This is a genomic window from Apilactobacillus waqarii (assembly GCF_019061205.1).
GTDB classification, from domain to species: Bacteria; Bacillota; Bacilli; order Lactobacillales; family Lactobacillaceae; genus Apilactobacillus; species Apilactobacillus waqarii.
Window position 1 is genome coordinate 79,199 of the sequence record NZ_JAHQYH010000004.1, and the last position, 22,565, is coordinate 101,763.

Annotated in this window: 28 protein-coding genes, 1 other RNA gene and 1 other annotated feature; of the genes, 3 read left to right on the forward strand and 26 right to left on the reverse strand. The window is 36.5% G+C overall.

What is annotated here, in order from left to right; all coding sequences use genetic code 11:
- Positions 1–22 precede the first annotated feature (22 nt).
- The 13 genes from KTJ72_RS04020 to KTJ72_RS04080 form a co-directional block, all read right to left on the reverse strand.
- Positions 23–781, reverse strand: a complete 759-nt coding sequence (locus KTJ72_RS04020) for an acyl-[acyl-carrier-protein] thioesterase (protein WP_217304197.1) — start codon at positions 779–781, stop codon at positions 23–25.
- A gap of 12 nt (positions 782–793) precedes the next feature.
- Positions 794–1,672 carry a 16S rRNA (cytidine(1402)-2'-O)-methyltransferase gene (gene rsmI, locus KTJ72_RS04025; protein ID WP_041152522.1) on the reverse strand — a complete coding sequence of 293 codons (879 nt, stop codon included), beginning with the start codon at positions 1,670–1,672 and terminating at the stop codon, positions 794–796.
- Between the two features lie 15 nt (positions 1,673–1,687).
- On the reverse strand, positions 1,688–2,023 hold the full coding sequence (locus KTJ72_RS04030; RefSeq protein WP_041152521.1) for a DNA replication initiation control protein YabA: 336 nt from the start codon (positions 2,021–2,023) through the stop codon (positions 1,688–1,690).
- A 15-nt stretch (positions 2,024–2,038) separates the two neighbouring features.
- Positions 2,039–3,049 carry a DNA polymerase III subunit delta' gene (gene holB / locus KTJ72_RS04035; protein WP_217304198.1) on the reverse strand — a complete coding sequence of 337 codons (1,011 nt, stop codon included), beginning with the start codon at positions 3,047–3,049 and terminating at the stop codon, positions 2,039–2,041.
- A gap of 12 nt (positions 3,050–3,061) precedes the next feature.
- Complete coding sequence (locus KTJ72_RS04040) at positions 3,062–3,388, reverse strand: cyclic-di-AMP receptor (protein WP_034531916.1); 327 nt, start codon at positions 3,386–3,388, stop codon at positions 3,062–3,064.
- A 14-nt stretch (positions 3,389–3,402) separates the two neighbouring features.
- Positions 3,403–4,047, reverse strand: coding sequence for a dTMP kinase (tmk, locus tag KTJ72_RS04045; protein ID WP_041152519.1), 645 nt, complete (start codon positions 4,045–4,047; stop codon positions 3,403–3,405).
- 108 nt (positions 4,048–4,155) lie between these two features.
- Complete coding sequence (locus KTJ72_RS04050; protein ID WP_034531914.1) at positions 4,156–4,404, reverse strand: YaaL family protein; 249 nt, start codon at positions 4,402–4,404, stop codon at positions 4,156–4,158.
- 12 nt (positions 4,405–4,416) lie between these two features.
- The gene (gene recR, locus KTJ72_RS04055; RefSeq protein WP_041152518.1) at positions 4,417–5,016 is read right to left on the reverse strand and encodes a recombination mediator RecR; all 600 of its coding nucleotides are present in this window, start codon (positions 5,014–5,016) and stop codon (positions 4,417–4,419) included.
- Between the two features lie 21 nt (positions 5,017–5,037).
- Complete coding sequence (locus KTJ72_RS04060) at positions 5,038–5,355, reverse strand: YbaB/EbfC family nucleoid-associated protein (RefSeq protein ID WP_034531912.1); 318 nt, start codon at positions 5,353–5,355, stop codon at positions 5,038–5,040.
- 15 nt (positions 5,356–5,370) lie between these two features.
- A complete protein-coding gene (gene dnaX / locus KTJ72_RS04065; protein WP_217304199.1) occupies positions 5,371–7,176 on the reverse strand; it encodes a DNA polymerase III subunit gamma/tau in 1,806 nt (601 codons plus the stop codon).
- A 124-nt stretch (positions 7,177–7,300) separates the two neighbouring features.
- An RNA gene (ffs, locus tag KTJ72_RS04070) (signal recognition particle sRNA small type) lies at positions 7,301–7,397 on the reverse strand.
- A gap of 27 nt (positions 7,398–7,424) precedes the next feature.
- Complete coding sequence (gene tadA / locus KTJ72_RS04075; protein WP_057197558.1) at positions 7,425–7,922, reverse strand: tRNA adenosine(34) deaminase TadA; 498 nt, start codon at positions 7,920–7,922, stop codon at positions 7,425–7,427.
- Positions 7,915–8,520: a class I SAM-dependent methyltransferase gene (locus KTJ72_RS04080; protein ID WP_041152515.1), complete on the reverse strand. Its 606-nt coding sequence runs from the start codon at positions 8,518–8,520 to the stop codon at positions 7,915–7,917. The genes tadA and KTJ72_RS04080 overlap by 8 nt, the downstream gene beginning before the upstream one ends.
- 187 nt (positions 8,521–8,707) lie before the next feature.
- On the opposite strand from KTJ72_RS04080, the gene KTJ72_RS04085 reads away from it, so the two are divergent.
- From KTJ72_RS04085 to nrdF, 3 genes are all read left to right on the forward strand, one after another.
- The gene (locus KTJ72_RS04085) at positions 8,708–8,935 is read left to right on the forward strand and encodes a redoxin NrdH (protein WP_034531908.1); all 228 of its coding nucleotides are present in this window, start codon (positions 8,708–8,710) and stop codon (positions 8,933–8,935) included.
- 115 nt (positions 8,936–9,050) lie between these two features.
- Complete coding sequence (nrdE, locus tag KTJ72_RS04090) at positions 9,051–11,216, forward strand: class 1b ribonucleoside-diphosphate reductase subunit alpha (RefSeq protein WP_041152514.1); 2,166 nt, start codon at positions 9,051–9,053, stop codon at positions 11,214–11,216.
- A gap of 21 nt (positions 11,217–11,237) precedes the next feature.
- Positions 11,238–12,212 carry a class 1b ribonucleoside-diphosphate reductase subunit beta gene (gene nrdF, locus KTJ72_RS04095; RefSeq protein WP_041152513.1) on the forward strand — a complete coding sequence of 325 codons (975 nt, stop codon included), beginning with the start codon at positions 11,238–11,240 and terminating at the stop codon, positions 12,210–12,212.
- Between the two features lie 138 nt (positions 12,213–12,350).
- Here nrdF and mprF read toward each other — a convergent pair whose 3' ends face one another.
- The 13 genes from mprF to cysS form a co-directional block, all read right to left on the reverse strand.
- Positions 12,351–14,948, reverse strand: a complete 2,598-nt coding sequence (gene mprF, locus KTJ72_RS04100; protein ID WP_217304200.1) for a bifunctional lysylphosphatidylglycerol flippase/synthetase MprF — start codon at positions 14,946–14,948, stop codon at positions 12,351–12,353.
- A gap of 126 nt (positions 14,949–15,074) precedes the next feature.
- Positions 15,075–15,437 carry a 50S ribosomal protein L7/L12 gene (gene rplL / locus KTJ72_RS04105; protein WP_034531905.1) on the reverse strand — a complete coding sequence of 121 codons (363 nt, stop codon included), beginning with the start codon at positions 15,435–15,437 and terminating at the stop codon, positions 15,075–15,077.
- Positions 15,438–15,482: 45 nt separating this feature from the next.
- The gene (gene rplJ / locus KTJ72_RS04110) at positions 15,483–15,989 is read right to left on the reverse strand and encodes a 50S ribosomal protein L10 (RefSeq protein ID WP_034531904.1); all 507 of its coding nucleotides are present in this window, start codon (positions 15,987–15,989) and stop codon (positions 15,483–15,485) included.
- A 24-nt stretch (positions 15,990–16,013) separates the two neighbouring features.
- Positions 16,014–16,129, reverse strand: a sequence feature (ribosomal protein L10 leader region).
- 73 nt (positions 16,130–16,202) lie between these two features.
- Positions 16,203–16,895 carry a 50S ribosomal protein L1 gene (rplA, locus tag KTJ72_RS04115; protein ID WP_034531903.1) on the reverse strand — a complete coding sequence of 231 codons (693 nt, stop codon included), beginning with the start codon at positions 16,893–16,895 and terminating at the stop codon, positions 16,203–16,205.
- Positions 16,896–16,997: 102 nt separating this feature from the next.
- Positions 16,998–17,423 (reverse strand): 50S ribosomal protein L11, encoded by a 426-nt coding sequence (rplK, locus tag KTJ72_RS04120; protein ID WP_034531902.1) that lies wholly within the window; start codon positions 17,421–17,423, stop codon positions 16,998–17,000.
- A gap of 125 nt (positions 17,424–17,548) precedes the next feature.
- Entirely contained in the window at positions 17,549–18,094 is a 546-nt protein-coding gene (gene nusG / locus KTJ72_RS04125) for a transcription termination/antitermination protein NusG (RefSeq protein WP_034531901.1), read from the reverse strand.
- A 109-nt stretch (positions 18,095–18,203) separates the two neighbouring features.
- Complete coding sequence (gene secE, locus KTJ72_RS04130) at positions 18,204–18,377, reverse strand: preprotein translocase subunit SecE (RefSeq protein WP_034531900.1); 174 nt, start codon at positions 18,375–18,377, stop codon at positions 18,204–18,206.
- 12 nt (positions 18,378–18,389) lie between these two features.
- A complete protein-coding gene (rpmG, locus tag KTJ72_RS04135) occupies positions 18,390–18,539 on the reverse strand; it encodes a 50S ribosomal protein L33 (protein WP_041152584.1) in 150 nt (49 codons plus the stop codon).
- 70 nt (positions 18,540–18,609) lie between these two features.
- The gene (locus KTJ72_RS04140) at positions 18,610–19,230 is read right to left on the reverse strand and encodes a sigma factor (protein WP_217304201.1); all 621 of its coding nucleotides are present in this window, start codon (positions 19,228–19,230) and stop codon (positions 18,610–18,612) included.
- Between the two features lie 116 nt (positions 19,231–19,346).
- Entirely contained in the window at positions 19,347–19,871 is a 525-nt protein-coding gene (locus KTJ72_RS04145; RefSeq protein ID WP_053791535.1) for an NYN domain-containing protein, read from the reverse strand.
- 14 nt (positions 19,872–19,885) lie between these two features.
- Positions 19,886–20,641, reverse strand: a complete 756-nt coding sequence (rlmB, locus tag KTJ72_RS04150) for a 23S rRNA (guanosine(2251)-2'-O)-methyltransferase RlmB (protein ID WP_034531897.1) — start codon at positions 20,639–20,641, stop codon at positions 19,886–19,888.
- Positions 20,631–21,053 (reverse strand): Mini-ribonuclease 3, encoded by a 423-nt coding sequence (locus KTJ72_RS04155; RefSeq protein WP_094750870.1) that lies wholly within the window; start codon positions 21,051–21,053, stop codon positions 20,631–20,633. The genes rlmB and KTJ72_RS04155 overlap by 11 nt, the downstream gene beginning before the upstream one ends.
- Complete coding sequence (gene cysS / locus KTJ72_RS04160; protein WP_057197551.1) at positions 21,054–22,460, reverse strand: cysteine--tRNA ligase; 1,407 nt, start codon at positions 22,458–22,460, stop codon at positions 21,054–21,056. It lies immediately after the preceding gene.
- Positions 22,461–22,565: the final 105 nt, after the last annotated feature.

A 22,565-nucleotide genomic window follows, 5' to 3' on the forward strand; every position in this document is an offset into this window, starting at 1 on the left:
AAATGAACACACCCGAAAATATTTAATCATTTTTGCGCCAAGTAATGTTGGCAATTGCAGAATGACTGTCGCCACTCATAATTTCATGCTTAGTTAGAATTGAACCATCATCTTGTTCTTCCATGTCGTAGTAACTTTCTACGGTTGATCCATATTTAACTTCATTTTCGTATCTTAATATGAAATGAGTTGGTGTATGGTTGGTTAGGAAGTCGGCAGGTAAGACGTTTACCATCCAATCCATGTAATGAGCATTGTTTACGTGTTGGTTTGAATCAATATCTGTATATCTTACACGGAAGCTTTGTTTAGTTTCTTCGTTGTATTGAACCTTTTGTGGTTTAGGCATCTTAGGAACTTGGTTAACCTTTTCAGCACCAAATGGTTCTACAGTTTCCTTTGGAATGGAAGCAATCTTTCTTTCCTTGTAGTTCATAGCTGCCCATAAACCAGTCATGTGCATTAACACTTCACCTGATTCACTTTCGATAGTGAATTCACGGTAAGCAAAGTACTTGTTGTATGACTTTGACTTTGTGTTAATGGTGATATTTTCATCAACAATTGGCATACGGTTAATATGCACATCGTATTGAATAACAACCCAGGTAACTCCGAACTGACGGACAAATTCAGCTCCGACACCAAGCTTATCACTATGATCTTCTGACGCTAGGATAATGACATCTAGCATCATCGCAATAGTCATACGACGGGTAAAGTCAGCTTCATAGTAGGTAACTCGATGTTTTTCACTAAAAACTGTTGGTTGGTTTTCCATTATTATTCACTCCTAGATTTCGTGATAGATATTGTAAATCTCTTGTTTTTTTACTTTGTGTAGTTTAGCAACCTCTTTGATTGCTGCATTGGTCTTCATGCCTTTACCAATAAACAAGTCAACTTGTTCTTGGATGGATAATCCAGCCAACTCATCTTGTTCCTGGTTTTCTTGGGTGGCGTTTTTATTACCATCAACAATTACCACGAACTCCCCACGAACTTGATTTGCTTCAGTCCAGTCGATGAGTTCAGAAATACTACCACGGTCGAATTCTTCGAACTTCTTGGTTAGTTCCCTGCACAATACTGCCTGACGGTCGGCACCGAATACCTTTTGCATATTCTTAAGAGTCTTGTTTAAACGATGAGGAGCTTCATAGAAAATCAGTGTTTCACTATGCAAGTTAAGTTCCTCTAGTTCGCTAATCTGGTCACTGTTCTTTCGATTTAAAAATCCAAAGAAATAAAATGGTTGTGGAACTAGTCCGGAAGCAATTAATGCTGTTAATCCAGCATTTGCTCCAGGAAGAGGGACAACATTAATATTATTATCAACACATGCTTTCACTAGTTCTTGACCAGGATCACTAATTGATGGCATCCCCGCGTCACTAACTTGTGCAACATTTTGTCCGTCATTTAAAGTTTGTACTAATTCATCGATTCGGTAGTCTTTGTTATCTTCTCTAAAACTGATTTTCTTGGTATCAATCTCAAAATGATTCAACAATTGTTGAGTGTGACTTGGGTTTTCAGCGGCAATTAAATCAACTTCTTTAAGTGTCTTAATTGCTCGAAAAGTCATGTCATCTAGGTTCCCGATTGGTGTTGGAACTAGATATAATATTCCTTTATCTTGGTTAGCGGTAAAGCTATGTTGTTCTTGCACTTGGACTCCTCCAGATTAACGATTTAAGATTTCATTACAGAAAATACAGCTTTCATCGTTTTCACGATGTGATCCATAAAACTCGATGCAGACATGGAATCCTTCATTAAATAAGTGTTCCAAGTTTTCACGAGATTTAGATGAACGTGGTCTGCTCTTCTTGTTATCGTTTTCCACATTTTCTTTTTGTTCATTAATGAAATCATGTAGATGTTGGTTTTCAATTCTTAGTTCTGCATTTTCTTCCATTACTTCGGTCAATGCCTTTCGAACTTCAGCAAATTGAGTCAACATTAATTCAGTTTGTGATTCTAAATCCTTGATTCCATCATATAATTCACGTTTCTCCAAACAATTTCACCCCATTTAACTATTTAGTATTTTCATAATTTTTAATGTAGTAGCCTCTAATATATTTTGGAAACTAACATTGACTGCCATTTGGTTATTGCAGTTTAAGATTACTTCCATAATTTGAATTAGTTTGGCCTCATTGATACTTTCGCTTAGTTGTTCAATGTTTTGGGCTTGTTTTGGAAAGTTATAATCCTTACTTCCAGTATACTTAGCATCTAAAACATCTTCAAATATTGATAGCAGCATATCAATCACTACTTGGCGTTTACTATTATCACTAACTAACGGCATGATATTACTTTGTACCAAAACAAATGAAGTTTTATCTCTTTGGACCAGCATACTGAACCATTGACTAATCGCAGAAATAATCTTGGTTAGCCATTCGTCTTCCTGCCATGCTTGGACGGTTGACATTTGGTTGGTTAGTCGTTTAATGATTTTAAACTGACTGGGAATTACACCTAGGTTGGCCAATTCTTCGTTAAATGTTTTAGTATTCAACGGATTTAGATCAACCACCTGGGTTCTAGAGATAATGGTAGGTAGTATTAAATTCTTATTGGTCGTTAGTAGAAACGAAACTATATTAGCACCAGGTTCTTCAATAAACTTTAATAAGCTGTTTGCGGCTCCGGTAGTCATCTTTTCCGCATCACAAACGATAAAGAACTTCTGGTTTCCTTCCAAACCACTTTTGGAAAATTCAGATTTTAGGTATCTGATTTGATCAACCTTGATGCTTAATCCATCAGGTTTGATGATTACAACATCTGGATGTTGTTGTTCTGCGATTCTACGACATTCATCACAATGTCCACAGGGCATTGAATCATCGGAAACGTTCTTACAAAACATTCTCATTGTTATAAACAACGCTAATGATAACTTTCCGACCCCTTCTTCACCGTTAAATAGGTAAGAATGGGATAATTCGTGATTGTTCACCACTTGTAAAAATTTGTCCATCAGTGGCTTTTGCTTTTTCTCAGTCTCTGCAATCACTTGATTTTCGGTCATGTTCTTCCCCCATTAGAATCGATAAAAATTATCCATTGGCATTTCCATTACAGTAGCGCCACCTACTTCAATCTTAACTGGATATGATGAGTCTGAAACTCCACCATCCAAATTAACTGGTGGTGTCATGTATTGTTCACGCTTACTTGAAACCTTCTTAATGATATCTAAAACATCATTAACACGTTCATCTTCAATCCCGATCATAAAGGTAGTGTTTCCTGACTTTAGAAAGCCACCGGTAGTTGATAGTTTGGTTTGATGAACATTATTCTTAGCAAATGCATTTTGTAGTTTGTTAGCATCTTTATTTTGCACAATTACAATTAAAAGTTTCATTCAAAATCACGTCCCTATTTTTTAAATTCATTTAAATATGGTTGCAAAATTTCTAAAACATTTTGGTATACCGCATCAATTGATTGTGTAGCATCAACTGACTTGATACGTTTAGGATTATCCTTTGCTAAACGTTGATAGGCTGCATGAACTCGGTTATGGAAATCGATTGTTTCAACATCCAATCTGTCGACTTCTTCTTCCGCCCTATTTTTAGCAATACGCTTTAATCCTTCTTCTACTGGAAGATTAAAGTAGATAGTAAGGTCTGGCAAAAAACCTTCGGTAGCAAATTGGTTCATTTCATTGATTGTATCCTCACCAATTTCTCTACCTCCACCTTGATATGCAATTGAGCTATCAAGGTAACGATCGCAGATAACTAACTTGTTATCGGCAATCGCTGGTTTCACTGTTTGTTCAATGTTTTGGCGACGAGCCGCAGCATATAATAATGCTTCAGTTCGCTTATCCATATCAACATTTTTGCGGTCTAAAATTACTTCACGAATACTTTCAGCAATTGGGTTACCACCAGGTTCTCTACTGGTAACCAACTTGTCGCCCATTTCTTCCTTTAAATAATCTAATACCATGTTCAGGATGGTCGTTTTACCAGCACCATCCGTGCCTTCAAATGTGATAAATTTTCCAGCCATATACTATACCCCTACTTTCATCTTTCTATCTCATTGTACTTTAATTTATGCGTTTCAACAAATGAACAACAAACAAAAAGTGTCTTATTCCAAAGAATAAAGACACCTTTAGTAATCAATAACAGAAGATTGAATACGATTGTTGGAAACTTTTCTTTCTCTTGCTTCTCGATATAAAAATAAATATTTTTCACGAGCTAAACGAGTTTGGGCAACAATTTCCCCGTCAACTTCATAAATTGCTTCTTGGGTTTCAGTAGCTTGGTCCCATTGGTACTTAGCACGATCGATAGAATCCAATAGAAATTCATCATATTGTTTTCCTACGTTGTGTGAAAATCTTGAAAATCCTAACATCAGTATTCACTCCTACATTTCAGTTCGACCAGAAACGGCTCTAGAAAGCGTCATTTCATCAGCATATTCGATATCACTACCAACTGATAAACCATGTGCTAATCTAGTTACTTTAATTCCGGCTGGCTTAACTAAACGTGATAGATACATTGCAGTTGCTTCCCCTTCAGGAGTAGCGTTTGTGGCAATGATAATTTCTTTGATTGTTTCGTCGCTTTGCAAACGTTTAATTAGGCTTTTAATATTTAAATCTTCTGGTCCTTTTCCCTCGATTGGAGATAAGACACCATTTAATACATGATATAAACCATGATAATCTTTCATTTTTTCCATTACCATAATGTCTCTTGGTTGTTCGACAACCAAAACAGTCGATTGATCTCTAGTCTTGTCTCGACAGATAACACATGGATCTTCATCAGTTAAATTTCCGCAAATTGAACAATACATTAACTTGTCTTTGGTTTCCTTCAATGCTGAAGAGAACTTAGCGACGTCGTCTTTGTTCATATCAACTACGAAATATGCCAGTCTAATCGCTGTCTTATGCCCAATCCCTGGTAGACGCATAAAACTGTCAATCAACTTAGCAATTGGTTCAGGATATTGCATAATTAACCTTCTTTATTTAAATTACATTCCTGGAATTCCCATTCCCTTAGTGTACTTACCCATTGAGTCTTGAGTAGTCTTTTCGATTTGTGCAAGTGCATCGTTTACGGCACTGATTACTAAATCTGAAGTCATGTCTGGGTCTTCTGGATCCAATGCTTCTGGTTTAATCTTCATGTCTTTCATCTTGCGGTCACCTGAGAAAGTAACAACTACCATGTCTTCAGGGGCTTTTCCAACAAATTCAGTGTTGTTGATTTGTTCTTGTTCAGCACCCATTTGCTTTTGTAGTTGCTTAACTTGTTTCATCATCTTTCCCATGTTCATTCCGTTCATCATAACTATAACAGCTCCTTAATCATCTTTTACATCTATTATATCTTCACCAAAAAGTTGTGTTGCTTGTTTAACTATTTTGGGTTCATTGTCTTGTTTTTCATTATTATTATCATCGTTTTGGTCTGAATTTTCAACACTTGAATTTTCAGATTCTTCTCGAACTTCTTTACCACTATTCTTTTGGGCAACGATGTAACCCTTTCTGATTTCAGGCCATTGTTCAGCCGGGATAAAGACAAAGTCTGGAACGTAACTTAAAATACGGTCCAATCCATTACCTAAAGCATCTTGTAGTTCCTCATCAGTACTTGCCTTTTGGAATAAGAATGGATATTCAAATGAAACAACCACACCATCATGACTGGCAGCCACTGGTTTAGAAACATTCATCAATGCTCGCTTTGTTACGTCTAGTCCACTCAATAATTCATCCCAAATGTTTTGAATGTTGGTCAAATCTTGACGGGTAGCGTTGTCCAAGACTGGATAAATCTTAGTTAGGTTAACCCTAGCATTACTTGAACTACCTGATGGTTTCTTAGCAGCTGGTCTCCTAGCAGGTTCGCTAATGGAGTTACCGCCGTTGTTAGAAGCAACGCCATTCTTGGTTAGTTCTTCGACTTGTTTTTGTAAACTAGCCACTTGATTCTTCAATTGTTGAACCAATTGATTATCGACATTTGAAGCACTTGCAGTTTGCACAGCGGGTTGTGGTTGTGCTGGGTTAGCAGCTTGTTGGTTGTCGGTTGATAACTTAACGGTCAATACATCTAGATAAACGTCTGGATGCATTGTGTATCTCATTTGGTTTTGAATGTCGTTTAAGTCAACAATCATGCGGTAAACCCTTTGGGCATCCACAATTGACGTTAGTTTCTTGAACTCTTCATTAATCACACCTAATTCTGATTCTTCGACCATTTCAGGTGACTGTTGGTATAACAAGATGTCTTGGCAGTACTTGATTAAGTCTTCAACAAATCTTGCTGCATCTTTACCAGATTCTAGCATTTGTCTAACATCTGATAGCGCATCCTTAACATCGTGGTTCACGACATTGGTTAGGTATTTTGATAGTAGTGACTTGGTCACGCTGCCAGTTACTTGCAATGCGTTTTCGTAAGTCACCTTATCAAAGCCAAATGACAATACTTGATCTAGGATACTTAAGGCATCACGCATCCCACCTTCTGCTGCTTTGGCGATGACCTTTAGTGCCTTGTCATCATAATCAATCTCTTTATCGTTTAAAATGAATTCCATTCTGCCCAAGATGTCATTTGCGGTGATACGTTTAAAATCAAAACGTTGAACACGTGAAATGATTGTAGCCGGAATCTTTTGTGGTTCGGTTGTGGCTAGAATGAAGATAACGTGTGCAGGTGGTTCTTCCAATGTCTTTAGTAATGCATTGAAAGCCCCTGTTGATAACATATGAACTTCATCAATAATGTATACCTTGTAGGTTGCTTGAGTTGGCGCATACTTAGCCTTATCTCTGACATCCCTAATTTCTTCAACCCCATTGTTTGAAGCCGCATCAATTTCGATAACATCATTTAGCGTTCCATTTGTAATGCTTTCACAAATTTCACATTCGTTGCAGGGTTCCCCATCTTTTTGGTTTGGACAGTTAATTGCCTTTGCCAAAATTTTCGCAGCGGAAGTTTTTCCAGTTCCCCTAGGACCTGCAAATAAATAAGCATGACTCAATTGATTGGTGACAATCGCATTTTTCAATGTGGTGGTAATAACATCTTGACCAATCACATCGTCAAAACGTTGCGGTCTCCATACACGGTATAAAGCTTGGTAACTCATGGAAAACTTCCTTTCAAAAAACTAATTACTTACATTATATATTCTATTCAGTAATTATTCCATTATCGTTTTTACATCATAGATAAAAAAATCTCCTAGCCAGCATTTGACTAGGAGTTTATTTGTATAAAAAACAAGAAGCACAAGCGTAGAATACTTAGTGCTGCTTCCTCTCGGATCTGACACGGTTCGTAAACACAACTTTGCTTCAAGGCCTTACGGCAATAATTATATTAACTTATTCAGGATTATTTTTCAAGCTTATTTCTCTTTTTCTTGGCTTCTTTGCTTCTTTTACGTGCTGCTTTGAAAAAAGACTTCATTAAATGCTTAGCATCATCAGCCATTAAACCACCTGAAACATTAACCTGATGATTAAGTCTACTATCTTCTAACACATGATATAGACTTTCAGCGGCACCCGCCTTAATATCATTAGCACCATAATAAACATTATTGATTCTAGAATTGATGATAGCTCCTGCGCACATTAAACATGGTTCAATCGTTACATATAAATCACAATCTTCCAATCGCCAACTATGCAAACGTCGACATGCTTCATCAATGGCAACAACTTCGGCATGATCCAACGCATTGTTGCTCAACTCACGAAGGTTATGACCTCTACCGATAATCTCACCGTCTTTAACAACGATTGCCCCAATTGGTACCTCGTTTATCATGTATGCTTTTTTCGCTTCGAATAAAGCTTCTTTCATATAGTATTCGTTTGTCTTATCCATTAAATACACTTTCCAATATATAATAACCTTTGTTCTTCTTGATAATTTCGCAATTACCAAATAATGATTGCATTAATTTCTTAGCAGATGGTGCCCCTTGTTTCTTTTGTAATACCACAGTTAGTGTTCCGTTTGGTAATAAATGATCAATAGATCCAGAAATCATTCCATCAACAACATCCTTTCCTGCTCTTACAGGTGGATTGGTAATAATCGCGGCAAACTTATCAGTGACATTTTCATAGACGTTAGAATTATGAATCAAAACATTTGAGACATGATTTTGTTCCGCATTCTTTACAGCTAGTTCTAAGGCTAGGTTATTAACGTCTACCATTTCGAATGTTCTATTTGGATGATGCTTGGCTAACGCAATCGCCATTGGTCCATATCCGCATCCTAAATCTAGTACATTTCCGTCTGGAATTTTATCAAAATTAACACTTTCTACTAAAGTTTTTGAACCAAAATCAACAGTTCTTTTTGAGAAAACCCCGTTATCAGTGGTAAAGGTCAATGTGTTATTTAATAAATCAAAATTCCATGTATGAAGTTCGTGTACAACATGTGGATTAGGTGTATAATAAAATTCGTTCATTTCAAATCAGATCCTCGTAAAAATTTTTTCAAATTCGCTAAGACACTGTATCTAGCAGATTAGGAACATTTCAACCACTAAATATGGTGTTTTTTTATTTGATTTTTTTCTGTTCTGGTGTAAACTTTTATATATAAATTAAAGGGAAATATCTTACATATTTCATCAAAAGAAAGGGAGCAATACCATGGCACAAGTAACTGTATACTCAAAGAATAATTGCATGCAATGCAAAATGACTAAGCGCTTTTTAAGCGAACACGATATTGATTTTATCGAAAGAAACATTAACGAAGAACCCGAATATGTTTCATACTTAAAATCAAAAGGATTCATGTCACTACCAGTTGTAGAAGCAGATGGTATTGACTCAATTTCCGGATTTAGACCAGATCAATTAAGCCAACTAGCTTAATTTCAAATTACGTATTATTCATTATAATATAAAATGTTGTTTTTGGCGAAACCGCTAATGGTCTCGCCTTGTTTTTTCTCAAGTTTAATTTTACTAATGAAAGAGTGGTTTAAGCATGTCGTTGAAAGATTTGAAGGACGTAACCTATTACGACCTAAATAATGAAATTAACATCCCTAAGGATGATAAGATTCAATTAAATAAAGATAAAGAAGCGCTTGAAGCCTTCATCAAAGAAAATGTTGAACCTAATCTTAAAAAGTTTGGTTCTCTAAAAGAAAAATTCGATTTTCTAATCGATAATGATTACCTTGAAGAAGAATTCATTAACAAATATGACTTTTCATTTATTGAAAAAATCTACGACTACTTGGAAAGTCAAAACTTTAAGTTCAAATCTTTTATGGCTGCATACAAATTCTATGCTCAATACGCCCTAAAGACTGATGATGGTAACTACTACCTAGAACAATTCATCGATCGTGTTGCTATCAACGCACTATACTTTGCTGATGGTGATGAAGAACTTGCTATGAACTTAGCAGATGAAATTGTTCACCAAAGATACCAACCAGCCACCCCTTCTTTCCTAAATGCCGGAAGAAAACGTCGTGGTGAGTTCGTATCATGTTTCTTAATTCAACCTACTGACGATATGAACACTATTGGTAGAACTATTAATTCAGCCCTACAACTATCACGTATTGGTGGTGGTGTTGGAATTAACCTTTCTAACCTACGTGCTGCAGGGGATCCAATCAAGCATATCGAAGGTGCTGCTTCTGGTGTTGTTCCAGTTATGAAACTTCTAGAAGACAGTTTTTCATACTCAAACCAACTAGGACAAAGACAAGGTGCTGGTGCCGTTTACCTAAACGTATTCCACCCAGACATCATCTCATTCCTATCAGCTAAGAAAGAAAACGCCGACGAAAAGATTCGTGTTAAGACTCTTTCACTTGCTGTTACTGTTCCTGACAAGTTCTATGAACTTGCTCAAAACGATGATGAAATGTACCTATTCAGTCCATACGATGTTGAAAGAATTTACGGCGTTCCATTCTCATATGTTGATATCACCCAAGAATACGACAACATGGTCGCAAATGATGAAATCAAGAAGACTAAGATTAACGCTCGTGAACTAGAAACCGAAATTAGTAAATTACAACAAGAATCAGGTTACCCTTACATCATTAACATCGATACTGTTAACAAGGAAAACCCTATTGACGGTAAGATTGTTATGAGTAACCTATGTTCAGAAATCATGCAAGTACAAGAACCTTCTACTGTTGATAACGAACAACACTACGAAAAACTTGGTACTGATGTATCATGTAACTTAGGTTCAACTAATATCGTTAACTTAATGGCTAGCCCTGATTTTGGTAAGTCAGTTGACGCAATGGTTCGTGCCTTAACTTTCGTTACTGATCATTCAGACATCAACGTTGTTCCATCAATCCAACGTGGTAACGCACTATCACACAGTATTGGTCTTGGTGGAATGGGTCTTCACAGTTTCTTAGCTAAAAACCAAATCGAATACGGTTCTGACGAAGCAATTGAATTCACTGGTGTTTACTTCATGCTATTAAACTACTGGACTTTAGTTGCATCAAACAAGATTGCTGCTGAAAGAAACGAAACTTTCCACAACTTTGACAAGAGTAAATATGCTGATGGGTCATACTTCGATAGATACACTACCGAAGACTGGGGTCCAAAATCCGACCGCGTAAAAGAACTATTCGATGGCATCTTTGTTCCAAACCAAAGCGATTGGGAAGAATTAAAACAAGCTGTTATGAAGGATGGTTTATACCACCAAAACAGAATGGCTGTTGCACCAAACGGTTCAATATCATACATTAATGATTCAACTGCTAGTTTGCATCCTATCATTAGTCGTATCGAAGAAAGATATGAATCAAAGACTGGTAAGATTTACTACCCAGCTCCATACCTATCAAACGAAACTCTTAAGTACTACAAGTCAGCCTATGACATTGACATGAGAAAAGTTATTGATACCTACGCTGCTGCTCAAAAACACGTTGATCAAAGTATGAGTCTTACTCTATTCATGCGTTCAACAATTCCTGAAGGTCTATACGAATGGAAGAACGGTAGAACTGATAAAATGACTACTCGTGATTTAACTATCCTACGTAACTACGCTCACGCTAAAGGCATTAAGTCACTATACTATGTCAGAACTTACACTGATGATAACCAAGAAGTCGGTGTTAACGAATGTGAAAGTTGTTCAATCTAATTAGTTAGGAGAATTTATACAATGGATAATTACAAAGCTATCAACTGGAATGCTGTAAGCGACCAAATTGATAAAGCGACATGGGAAAAACTAACCGAACAATTCTGGTTAGATACTAGAATCCCTTTATCTAACGATTTAGCTGATTGGAGAACGTTAGATGACGATCACAAATGGCTAGTTGGTCATGTCTTTGGTGGTCTAACTTTACTTGATACACTACAATCACAAGATGGTATGGCCGCACTTAGAAAAGATGTTGCCACTCAACACGAAACTGCTGTTTTAAACAACATTCAATTCATGGAATCCGTCCATGCTAAGAGTTACTCATCAATCTTTTCTACTCTAAACACTCCTGACGAAATATCAGAAATTTTTGACTGGAGTGATTCAGAAGAATTCCTTCAAAACAAGGCTAAGAAGATTTATGACTTATATCATGATGATTCAAACCCATTGAAGAAAAAGATTTCAAGTGTATTCCTAGAAACCTTCTTATTCTACTCTGGTTTCTACACCCCACTATGGTACTTAGGTCACAACAAGTTGCCGAATGTTGCCGAAATCATTAAGTTAATTCTTCGTGATGAATCTGTTCACGGAACTTACATTGGTTACAAGTTCCAACTTGGTTTCAATCAATTAGGTGGAAACGAACAACAAGACCTAAAGGATTGGATGTACAACTTCTTGTATGACTTATACGAAAACGAAGAAAAATACACTCACATTCTATATGACCAAGTTGGTTGGACTGACGACGTATTGAAGTTCATCAGATACAATGCTAACAAGGCACTTATGAACTTAGGTCAAGATCCACTATTCCCTGATAATGCTGAAGACGTTGACCCAATCGTTATGAATGGTATCTCAACATCAACAGCTAACCATGACTTCTTCTCACAAGTCGGTAACGGTTACCGTCTAGGTGAAGTTGAAGCTATGAAGGATGACGATTACAAGATTTGGTATCCAAAAGATAACAAATAATCATAAATAAAAAGAGGATGAAGTTTAATTACTTCACCCTTTTTTTATTCCTCTAGATGCAAAAAAATACCCGATACAGAATTATTAATATCTATATCGGGTATTTTTATTTACTCTATTTAAGTTGGCTAAAATGGCCTATTTTTTGAATAATCTCTTCCAAATTGATTTCTTTTCACATGGTGTGTCATCAACATGTTCATTTACCAACACTAGCAATTGAAGCATGGTGAATACTAGTGAGTTTCCACGACGGTATGAGATGTACTTAGGTGTCCATTCACTAACGTATTTTTCCTTGTAAGATCTTAATCCTTGGAAACTGTAGAATGCAGTTCCGTACTTGTAGATTAAGTTAGAAATCTTTTCGTCAATAAAACTATATCTTGATTCACCAACGTTTGATAATGGAGCCATTCCAAGGTTGAAATACTTATATCCTTCATCTTTTACATAGTTGAACAAGTTAATGAAGATTCCATCCATTATTCCTGATGGTGCATCTTCGCTTGATCTCATCAAATCAATTGATGTCATTTCATGGTCACCAGTTGGCATGATGTTGGCGAAGGCAACAACCTTGTTGTCCTTATCCTTCATTACAGCAATTGGTGCTTGGTTTAGGTAGTAACTGTCAAAGTATCCTAATGAGAATCCCTTTTCAGGTTTACCCTTCAACCAGTTGTCAGATACCTCTCTCAATTCATCAATGAATGATGTTGAGAATGGTGGTTGAATAATTTCAAATTTGTATTCGTCACGGTCGAATTTATTCATCAAGGCCCTTTCACCACGATGCTTCTTACCGGCAATTGAGAATGTATCTAAGGCCACGTGACCTTCTTCCCCTGCCTTGGTAAAACTAAATCCTTTTTCGTGAAGTAACATTGTTAGTTCTTCACCGATTTCATAGAAAACAAGTGAGTAACCAATGTTGTCACTATCTTCGATGAACTTATCGATTGCATCTTCAAGTTTATCCATGTTACCAATCGGTTCACCCATGATCATAATCTTGTTAGCACGACATTTGTACATGAAGAATAGTTGGTCTTTACCATCTTCTTGGTAGAAGTAGATGCTCTTATCACGAACATAAGCTAAGTGACTTACTTCGTTTCCACCAAATTCATTAATAACGTTAGATACTCTATCGCCATCAAAAGGTTGGTTTAACCAATCAACCTTTGAGTATGATAAGAAACGGAAAGTTAGAACTAAGATTAGGAAAGCTAAAATCAATCCTAATAGACCTGCAAACCACACTTGAGGTGATGGTAATAGGTATGAGTTAGTCCAGTGGAATACCGCAAACTTGAAGTTTGTTAGTAAACCAATGATTAAGTATACGACAAACGCACTAACGAATATTAGCAAATCAATTAACGCATGTCCCCATGAATATGTGAACTTTTGTCTGTATAATACCTTGTAACTTAACCATAAACATCCTAGTAGAATTACGGACATAACTACCATGTTGGTTGGGAAGTCTTCCTTCCAAAGTGTGTTCCATAAGGCAATTACTAAAATGACCGCTGTTGGCCAGAATGCCTTCTTCACCTTTGAACCAAATCCACGCGCAAAACCAATTAATAGGAATGCCACGATAACAGTACTTAGTTGATCTAAGAAGTAGAACGAATAAGGTTCCAGTGATATATAGAATCTATTAACTAGCACTAAGTTAGGAATAACGGCTAGTAGTAGCATCATGATTCCTGAGAAGTACATGAAAATAGTGATAAACATGTGAGCTAATCTTTGTAGAATTAGCTTTGGAATACCATCTAAGAAGTTGTTGAAACGTTGGAATACATCCACTACTAAGAAAATAATTCCCAAGAACACTGGGAAAATGTAGTAGAAAGCACGGTATAGGATTAACCATACTGCTGCATCACTTGGTCTAACACCAATGAACATTAATCCAACTAGCATTGTTCCTTCAAAACTTCCAAGTCCCCCAGGAACTAATGAAGCAACCCCTACTACGTTTGCAACAACGAATACTGGAAATACGGCTAGTAGATTAATTGGTTGATGCATAAATGCACCAATTGCCATGAATAATCCAGCACAACCTAACCATTCTAGACATGATCCAACAATTAATTGGATTTCTAGTTTAGCGGTTAAATCTTTGAAATAGTCAGAATCATTTAATCGTGTGATGACAAATAAAATTGGGAAATATAGTCCACCAAGGACTAGTACAATCCACCACCACCAATCATGACTATTAGTTCCAAAACCGAAACTAAACATCATGATAATTGCTACCCAACAGTATGTGGATAGTCCGGCTAATAAGAAAATAACAATCTTAGAGATTGCATATAATATTTGTTTTTTAGTTGCGTTTTCACTGTAAAAACTAGAACGCATACTTGCACCTAACACACCACCAAAACCGGCGATGTTAGTAAGTGTATTGGTAATCCACCCTGTCTTTATAATATATGATTTTTTAAACTTACCCGGTAGAAAATCAACGATTGTAAAATCATATATTAACATCGGTGAAACTGCGATAAATCCCAAAATTATCATGATAACAATCGACACTGGTGATAGTCTTGAAAAACTTTCAGCCATTTGTCTTCCACTAATTTCCTTTGAAACAGAGAAGATAACGTGTACAACAACGGCTAAAACGAATATCACGAATAAGACTTTTACCAAAGTCATATGTCGATTGATCCAATCTCCACATTTCTTAAATAAAGCTTTCAATTATGTTTCCTCCATAAATCTTATTACTACTATTATCTCAATTAATAATTGTTGGCACAAGGCTTTATATCAAAATATGTACAAAAAAAGAACGTGTGATAAATCACACGTTCTTTTAAAGGGAAATTACTTAAGAGTAACTTCTGCACCAACTTCTTCAAGTTTTGCCTTGATGTCGTTAGCTTCGTCTTCTTTAGCGTCTTCTTTAATTACTGAAGGAGCACCATCAACTAAGTCCTTTGAGTCCTTTAGACCTAGACCAGTGATTTCACGTACAACCTTGATTGCTTTAACCTTTTGGCTACCAGCAGAAGTTAGTTCTACAGTGAATGAGTCCTTAGCAGCACCATCAGCACCACCAGCAGCTGGAGCAACAGCTGCAGCAGCAGTAACGTCGAATTCTTCTTCAATTGCCTTAACTAAGTCGTTTAGGTCAGTGATTGAAGCTTCTTTAATTTGTTCAATAATGTTATCTTTATCAAAAGCCATTTTAATTTCCTCCAATTTGGATAGTTATAATTTTATATTATGAGCTTAGGCTGCGTCGCCATCGCCCTTTTCTGCAACTGCTTTAACAGCAATAGCAAACTTGCGAACAGGTGATTGTAACATGCTTGCAAGGATAGAGATTGATTCGTCGCGACTTGGTAATGAAGCGAATTCATCAATTTCTTGTAGAGTAGCAATCTTGTTTTCAAGAATACCACCCTTGATTTCAACAGCATCAGTGTTATCAGCAAAATGCTTTAATACCTTAGCTGGAGCAATAGGATCTTCATCAGAGAATGCTACAGCAGTAGGACCCTTGAATAAGTCACCTAATTCTTCGTAACCTGCTTCCTTAGATGCACGTACAGCAATGTTATTCTTGATAACACTGAATGAAACACCTGCATCACGTAATTGCTTACGTAGGTCAGTTACTTCAGCAACGTTTAAACCACGGTAGTTAACAACAATAGCAGTAGTAGCATTGTTGAATTGTTCTGTAACAGCTTCTACACGTTTAGCTTTAGCGTCGATTACTTCTTTCTTTGGCATTGTTTCACCTCCCAATATTTTTTGGGATTTAATAAAAAATCCCTATGCCACCTAGACATAGAGAAACCGTTTTAAGTGTCCTCGTTGGGATATTAAGGTACAAGTACCACCCAAGTCTTAGGTAGATATCAATTTTTATAACAAATAGTAGTTTACTATATATATAAACTTTGGTCAATAGGGATTTTCAAATTCCAAATTAATTACTTAACTTTAGAATGATTCTAGATCAACCTTTACACCAGGTCCAAAGGTTGTTGAAACTGATAGGTTACTGATGTAAGTACCACGAACTGAAGCTGGACGGTTCTTAACGATCAAGTCTTCAATAGCCTTGAAGTTACCAACTAGCTTGTCAGCATCGAATGATGACTTACCGATGATAACAGCAACGTTTCCGTCACGGTCAGTACGGTAAGTAACCTTACCTGATTTAGAATCAGATACGGCCTTCTTAACATCCATAGTAACTGTACCAGTCTTAGGGTTTGGCATTAAGTTCTTTGGTCCAAGAACACGACCTAGACGACCAACTTGAGCCATCATGTCTGGTGTTGCGATAGCAACATCAAAGTCTAACCAACCGTTTTGGATTTTTTCAGCTAGGTCTGCTTCACCAACAAAGTCAGCGCCGGCTTCTTCAGCTTCCTTAGCCTTGTCACCCTTAGCAAATACAACAACTTTTTGGTCTTTACCTGTACCGTTTGGTAAGACAACAGCACCACGTAATTGTTGATCAGCTTGTTTAGTGTCAACATTTAAGTTAAATACAACTTCAACAGTTGAATCGAACTTAGCAAAATCAATTTTCTTTACAAGATCAACAGCTTCTTCAACTGAGTAAGCCTTGTTACGGTCTACTTGTTTTAAAGCATCTTGATACTTTTTACCTCTTTTTTGAGCCATCTGTGTTTTCCTCCTTGCAATTGTGGTTGTAACGGATAAACCTCCCACATAACACCTAAATAATAGGTGTTATGGTACTACAGTATAGAAATGATTGTTGAATTAACCTTCAACAGTGAATCCCATACTACGTGCAGTACCTTCGATCATACGCATTGCGGCTTCAACATCAGCTGCGTTTAGATCTTTCATCTTAGTTTCGGCGATTTCCTTAACTTGGTCCTTAGTTACACTAGCAACCTTGTTAGTGTTTGGTTCACCGGAACCATGTTCAACACCAGCAGCCTTCTTCAATAGAATTGAAGCAGGTGGTGTCTTAGTAATGAAATCGAATGAACGATCTTCATATACAGAAATCACAACTGGAATCAAGTATCCTGCTTGATCAGCAGTACGAGCGTTGAATTCCTTAGTGAATCCCATAATGTTAATACCAGCTTGACCCAATGCAGGTCCAACTGGAGGAGCAGGTGTTGCTTTACCCGCAGGAATTTGCAATTTAACTACGTTAGCTACTTTTTTAGCCACGAGACATACCTCCTTAAGTCCGTGTGTGGTAAAAATTGGAGATGAGATTTCTCCTCCCACTTAAGTATGCGTAAACATACAACAAATAATATATCACGTTTAAATATTTTTAACAACCCAAATTTTTATCTAATTGGTTGTACTTGGTTAAAGTTTAATTCAGCAGTAGTTGCACGACCGAACATATCAATATTAACCTTCAACTTACCTTTTTCGTCATCTTTTTCGATAACCTTACCTGAAAGATCAGCAAAGGCACCGTCAATAATAGTAATTGTGTCTCCCACTTCAGCATCCAATTCTTGCTTTTCTTGAGAAACGCCAAGACGACTTAGAACTAGTTCTACTTCATCTGGTAGCAATGGAGTTGGCTTACTTCCTTGACCATGTGATCCGATAAATCCAGTAACACCTGGAGTATTTCTAACGATGTACCATGCTTCGTCAGTCATAACCATTTCTACTAGTACATAACCAGGGAAAGTCTTTTCCATCTTAGCCTTGTCTACACCATCTTTAACTTCGTGTTCTTCTGTTTCCGGAACAACTACTCTAAAGATAAAGTTTGACATACCCATTGATTCTTTACGTGAATCAAGGTTAGCCTTAACTTTGTTTTCGTATCCTGAGTAAGTATGAATAACATACCATTGCTTTTCTGCTGATTCCATTAAAATTAGCTCCCTCTATGATTTTTTGCAAAATAAAAAAACTCCGCACTCACGAAGTTTCAAACTACCTATTATAATATCACTATTTACTATAATTTAAAACAGTAAATTATAGGTATAGTAATCCTGATTGAATTGCCCAGTCAACAATTGCAAAGAAGATTGCAAAGATAATTGACATTGATACTACGATGGTAGTGTCAATTCTAGTTTGGTGACCATTAGGCCAAACAACTAGTTTCATTTCAGTACCAACACTCTTAAAGAACTTAAATAATTTCATAGTTTTCCTCCACTAACGTGTTTCTTTATGCATCGTAGCCTTGCCACAATGTTTACAGTATTTTTTTACTTCTAATCGATTGTCATGGTTATTACCCACTGAGGTTGTGTAATTACGGGATCCGCAGACCTCACATTGTAAAGCAACTTTATTCTGTGACATCATATACATCCCCCTTTTGAATAAATTCATAATAGCATTTATATTTTTGATAGTCAATTTATGCTAATAGCTAGTCATAGACCTTTTTTACAATCTTTTTTAACTTATTTTTGACCCTAGCAATACAATTATCAATTATATTAGTAGCGTTCTCTGGATGTCTTGCTAAAGCCAGTTTTAATCTATCGATTGAAAAATTATTTTCATTAATCAAATCTTCTAGATAGCAAAATGCAATTTCCGATTCAAGAGGTGATAGTCTAGCAATCAACTCTTCATAGCAAATCTTGATATTCATTGATTGATCTGGTGTTAAAAAGATTCTATCCTTCAAGCTGTTTTGAAAGTATAACTCGTTAGCATTATATGAAACCATTTTATCAACTGGCATCCGCTTTTTGGCTTTTCTTTTTCTTAAGATGTCATATAGATGATTCTTTAAACTAATTTGGTATAACGTTCCAAATGTCGCTTTATGGTTTTCATCATAATTACGAATGTTTTTTACCATTACTAGCATTGATTCTTGATACCAGTCGTCGATGTCCATATCGTGCAAGTAATAATTACGCCACACTTTATTAACCAACGGCTTGTATTTATCAAACAGCTTTTGCAGTGACTCTTCATTGCCTGTTTCTTTAAAATCAAGAATTAATTCTATATCAATATTATTTTGGTCAAATCTCATTACCTATTCACCTCTGATTATAATTACATAAAATAATTTATATAGTTACATAATCATAAACAAGCGAATATTTGTTCATTTATATTTCACCGAATCGGTATAAATATATATAGCTTTTAATCATTTGTTAAATTATCTCTTAGCTTTTCCAGTCTCAATAACTGATCATTAGACCAAGGAGTTCGACGACCAGTTAATTGATTAGTATAACTACGAACCTGCGTCTTAATCTCACGTTTTGAACGTTCAACATCTCGAAGCAATTCTCGTGCTGATATTCTCAAAGCCCCTGCTGAAAAAACAGTCCATTGTTCGGCTTGGTCAGATGTTACTACGACTACCTGAACAAATCTAGATTGCTTTTGTCTAGCATATGCTTCGATATAACTATCAGCTGTTTCATCTTTGTTAGTCCAAACGATGTCTAAGTTATGCTTTTTATCTTTCTTTGATAAACCAGGGACATACATCGCATCGAAGATAATCTTCATATCCAAGTCGCGATATTTTTTATATTCAGAAATAATATTAATCAATTCATCCCTGGCATCTGCCAAACGATTATCTAGCTTTAACTTATTCAATTCAGGCCAATTTCCGATGACGTTATATCCATCGATTAATAATAGTTGTTTTTTCATTGGCTTAATCCTTCTTATAGTGGATTTCTTGAATTATAAGCTTGATACATTAATAAACTAGCAGCAACACTGGCATTTAAACTTTGTAGTTGACCAACCATTGGAATGGTTAGCATTTCGTCTACGTTCTTCTTTAGAAGTGGTGAAATTCCCTTACCTTCGTTTCCAATGATTACGGCAACTGGTCCTTTGGCATCCCAACGACGGTAATCTGCACCTTTAACGTCAGTTCCAAATACCCAAACGCCTTGTTGTTTTAAGTCGTTCACAGTGTTAACTAGGTTAGTCACTCTAGCAACTGGAATTCTTTCAATGGCACCAGCAGATGTCTTAGCAACTGTTGATGTTAAACCAACGGCACGGTGCTTTGGAATAATCACACCAGTAACACCAGCAGCGTCGGCTGTTCTGATAATTGAACCCAAGTTGTGAGGATCTTCAATGTTATCAAGAATTAAAAAGAATGGTGGTACATCTTGTTTTGCTGAGTTTTCAAATAATTCATCAATGGTTGCGTACTTGTATGGTGAGATTGATAAAACCACCCCTTGGTGGTTTTGATTATCTGAAAGTAAGTCTAACTTTTGCTTTGGCACAGTTGAAATTACTAGGTGCTTTTGCTTAGCTAGCTTAATGATTTCTTCAACACTTTTTTCGTCTTTCTTGATTCCATTTTGTAGGAAAACCTTGTTGATTTCTTGCTTTCCTCTTAGAGCGGAAACAACCGGATGGCGTCCGATTATAAATTCACTTTGGTCATTAGTCTTCATATTTTGGCCTCCCAGCATCGACTTGTTCAATACACCAGTTAGATAGTTCTTCTAAACGGTCATCTTGTTTGCTTAATGAAAGATACCCCATCATGGCTTCAAAACCAGTTGAATGGCGGTAAGTCAAAACGCTAGTGTTCTTAGCATGTGTGTAACTCTTAGCATTACGACCTCTCTTGAACACTGCATCCTCTTCATCTGTTAGGATGTCGTCTTCAATCATCAAATCGATTAATGCTGCTTGAGCCTTTGCTGACACGTACTTTCTAGCTGCCTTTTGTAGGCGGTTAGGCTTAGTAATCCCTAAGTTTAAAAGGTGTTTTCTTACGAACACTTCGTAAACTGAATCGCCAAGATATGCTAATGCAATTCCATTTAACTGTTTATAATCCACGTTCTGGTTTTCCATCATTTATTCCCTTCTGAAACGAGTACCTTGAGCAGTATCTTCTAGGATAATCCCTTGGTCTCGTAGTTGATCTCTAATTTCGTCACTTCTTGCGAAGTCCTTGTTCTTTCTAGCTTCGTTACGTTCATCAATCAATGCTTGAACTGAATCGTCATCTAGTGTTTCTTCCTTGAAGACAACACCAAAAATAGAAGCCATCTTTTCTAGCTTTTCAATAATTAGGTTAACAGTATCCTTACCTACTTCAGGTCTTTGCGCATACATGTTACCAAGTTTAGCTAGTTCGTATACACAATCAATTCCGTTTTGTGCATTGAAATCATCATCCATCGCATCTTGGAAATCTGCTTGAATTTGTCTGATTTCTTGTTCTAGTTTCATATCAATAATATCTGTTGCATCGCTTAGACGATACTTCAAGTTATTGTAAGCATTTCTTAACTTGTTTAGGTTGTTTTCTGCAGCCTGTAAATTAGTTTCGTTGTATTGAATTGGACGACGGTATTGTGTAGTTGACATCAAGAATCTTACTACTTGAGGATCAACCTTCTTAACGATATCGTGAACAGTCACAAAGTTACCTAGTGACTTACTCATCTTTTCGTTTTCATCACCAACGGTAACAAAACCATTGTGCATCCAATAGTTAACAAACTTTTCACCAGTCTTGGCCTCACTTTGTGCACGTTCGTTTTCATGATGAGGGAACTTCAAGTCTTCCCCACCACCATGGATATCGATTGTATTACCCAAGTACTTGGTAGACATTACTGAACATTCAATGTGCCAGCCAGGACGACCTTTACCCCATGGTGAATCCCATGAGATTTCGCCTGGTTTAGCAGACTTCCATAAAACAAAATCAATTGGATCTTCTTTCTTAGAAAGTTCTTCTTCTGACACGTGTTGGCTAGCTCCTGATTCCAAATCATCTACGCTTTGGTGTGATAAATGACCGTAATCATTGAACTTTCTTGCTCGATAGTAAACATCTCCGTCAACAGCATATGCATAACCATCATCAACCAATTCTTTTACGAATTGAATAATTCCATCAATATTATCAGTAGCCCTTGGATTAACAGTTGCTGGTTCAACGTTCAAAGCAGCCACATCTTCTTTGTAGGCTTCAATGTACTTGTTAGCAATATCCATTACTGTACTGTTTTCTTCTTTAGCTTCATTAATTAATTTATCATCAACATCCGTAAAATTAGAAATGTAATTCACTTGGTAACCACAATATTCAAAGTAACGACGAATAGTATCAAATGCAACAATACTACGCGCGTTTCCAATATGAATATAGTTATATACTGTTGGACCACAGACATACATACCAACTGTTCTTGACTTAATTGGCTTAAATACGTCTTTTTCTTGAGTTAATGTATTATAGATCCTTAGCATTAATGGCACCCCTATTCCTATTTTTTATACTTATTTCATTCTATCATAATAATGGTCACTATATTAGGATAAATTCAAATAAAAAAGCCCGCCAAAGCATGCTTT

Excerpts from the sequence above, each read along its gene's own strand:
- KTJ72_RS04020 (WP_217304197.1), bottom strand. The coding sequence starts at position 781 with ATGGAAAACCAACCAACAGTTTTTAGTGAAAAACATCGAGTTACCTAC.
- holB (WP_217304198.1), bottom strand. The coding sequence starts at position 3,049 with ATGACCGAAAATCAAGTGATTGCAGAGACTGAGAAAAAGCAAAAGCCA.
- KTJ72_RS04040 (WP_034531916.1), bottom strand. The coding sequence starts at position 3,388 with ATGAAACTTTTAATTGTAATTGTGCAAAATAAAGATGCTAACAAACTA.
- tmk (WP_041152519.1), bottom strand. The coding sequence starts at position 4,047 with ATGGCTGGAAAATTTATCACATTTGAAGGCACGGATGGTGCTGGTAAA.
- KTJ72_RS04050 (WP_034531914.1), bottom strand. The coding sequence starts at position 4,404 with ATGTTAGGATTTTCAAGATTTTCACACAACGTAGGAAAACAATATGAT.
- recR (WP_041152518.1), bottom strand. The coding sequence starts at position 5,016 with ATGCAATATCCTGAACCAATTGCTAAGTTGATTGACAGTTTTATGCGT.
- KTJ72_RS04060 (WP_034531912.1), bottom strand. The coding sequence starts at position 5,355 with ATGATGAACGGAATGAACATGGGAAAGATGATGAAACAAGTTAAGCAA.
- dnaX (WP_217304199.1), bottom strand. The coding sequence starts at position 7,176 with ATGAGTTACCAAGCTTTATACCGTGTATGGAGACCGCAACGTTTTGAC.
- tadA (WP_057197558.1), bottom strand. The coding sequence starts at position 7,922 with ATGGATAAGACAAACGAATACTATATGAAAGAAGCTTTATTCGAAGCG.
- KTJ72_RS04080 (WP_041152515.1), bottom strand. The coding sequence starts at position 8,520 with ATGAACGAATTTTATTATACACCTAATCCACATGTTGTACACGAACTT.
- KTJ72_RS04085 (WP_034531908.1), top strand. The coding sequence starts at position 8,708 with ATGGCACAAGTAACTGTATACTCAAAGAATAATTGCATGCAATGCAAA.
- nrdE (WP_041152514.1), top strand. The coding sequence starts at position 9,051 with ATGTCGTTGAAAGATTTGAAGGACGTAACCTATTACGACCTAAATAAT.
- nrdF (WP_041152513.1), top strand. The coding sequence starts at position 11,238 with ATGGATAATTACAAAGCTATCAACTGGAATGCTGTAAGCGACCAAATT.
- rplL (WP_034531905.1), bottom strand. The coding sequence starts at position 15,437 with ATGGCTTTTGATAAAGATAACATTATTGAACAAATTAAAGAAGCTTCA.
- rplJ (WP_034531904.1), bottom strand. The coding sequence starts at position 15,989 with ATGCCAAAGAAAGAAGTAATCGACGCTAAAGCTAAACGTGTAGAAGCT.
- rplA (WP_034531903.1), bottom strand. The coding sequence starts at position 16,895 with ATGGCTCAAAAAAGAGGTAAAAAGTATCAAGATGCTTTAAAACAAGTA.
- nusG (WP_034531901.1), bottom strand. The coding sequence starts at position 18,094 with ATGGAATCAGCAGAAAAGCAATGGTATGTTATTCATACTTACTCAGGA.
- secE (WP_034531900.1), bottom strand. The coding sequence starts at position 18,377 with ATGAAATTATTTAAGTTCTTTAAGAGTGTTGGTACTGAAATGAAACTA.
- rpmG (WP_041152584.1), bottom strand. The coding sequence starts at position 18,539 with ATGTCACAGAATAAAGTTGCTTTACAATGTGAGGTCTGCGGATCCCGT.
- KTJ72_RS04140 (WP_217304201.1), bottom strand. The coding sequence starts at position 19,230 with ATGAGATTTGACCAAAATAATATTGATATAGAATTAATTCTTGATTTT.
- KTJ72_RS04145 (WP_053791535.1), bottom strand. The coding sequence starts at position 19,871 with ATGAAAAAACAACTATTATTAATCGATGGATATAACGTCATCGGAAAT.
- rlmB (WP_034531897.1), bottom strand. The coding sequence starts at position 20,641 with ATGAAGACTAATGACCAAAGTGAATTTATAATCGGACGCCATCCGGTT.
- KTJ72_RS04155 (WP_094750870.1), bottom strand. The coding sequence starts at position 21,053 with ATGATGGAAAACCAGAACGTGGATTATAAACAGTTAAATGGAATTGCA.
- cysS (WP_057197551.1), bottom strand. The coding sequence starts at position 22,460 with ATGCTAAGGATCTATAATACATTAACTCAAGAAAAAGACGTATTTAAG.